This window comes from Photorhabdus akhurstii (assembly GCF_018448925.1).
GTDB classification, from domain to species: Bacteria; Pseudomonadota; Gammaproteobacteria; order Enterobacterales; family Enterobacteriaceae; genus Photorhabdus; species Photorhabdus akhurstii.
In genome coordinates this window covers 1-687 of record NZ_RCWE01000112.1, presented here as the reverse complement: position 1 = coordinate 687, position 687 = coordinate 1, and the positions used below count along the sequence as shown (strand labels likewise).

Genomic DNA, 687 nt, shown 5'->3' with positions numbered 1-687 from the left:
ATAACCAGTTAAAAGTCCATTGTCAGCGACTGGCCGACATGGAATACCTGTTAGTCCACGGCGGCAGCCGGGGCCATCTGTTGCAGTATGAACTGCTGTGGAACGGCGACAGCGCAGAAGCAGCCCACCTGTGCGGCCTGATTGACCTGACAGCGCCGGAAAAACCAGTAAAACCCTGAATATGACTCACGCAAGTTGGACTGACTGAACCGCAAGTTGCCCTCAAGTTGGGGTCAAGTTGGGCCCAAGTTGGAGGGCGGGAAATGGACGCCAGACCTCAGCAATACTGGATGGAGCGGTCCGCAAGTTGGGGCAGGCAGAAAAGCACTGTTCCGGCCACCTAAGAATCAAGCCATCGTACCGTCGTGATGTATCACACACTGATAATAATAACCGCTGTTCTCTACAGGAAATCCCATCATGTCATCCCCCGTTAAACGTCAATCCCACCCGCTGACCCTGCGCCAGCATCTGGAGGCGTATCTGGATAACCTGCTGTTGCAGGGGGCGAGCCAAAAGAGCCAGTCCGCCCGTCATGAACGGCTGTCGCCGTTCGTCAACTGGTGCGAGGAACAGGGCGTAATATCCGCCGCTCAGGTCACTGAACCGTTACTGGCAAACTGGCAGCATTATCTGGCCCGGTACCGCAAGGCCAACGGCCAGCCCTATACGCCGGACAGTCAGCGC

General features: G+C 56.5%; 1 pseudogene. It reads left to right on the top strand.

Annotated features, from left to right (window positions below):
• Positions 1 to 420: 420 nt before the first annotated feature.
• Positions 421 to 687: pseudogene (locus tag EAE93_RS23975) on the top strand (site-specific tyrosine recombinase XerC); the annotation flags it as partial.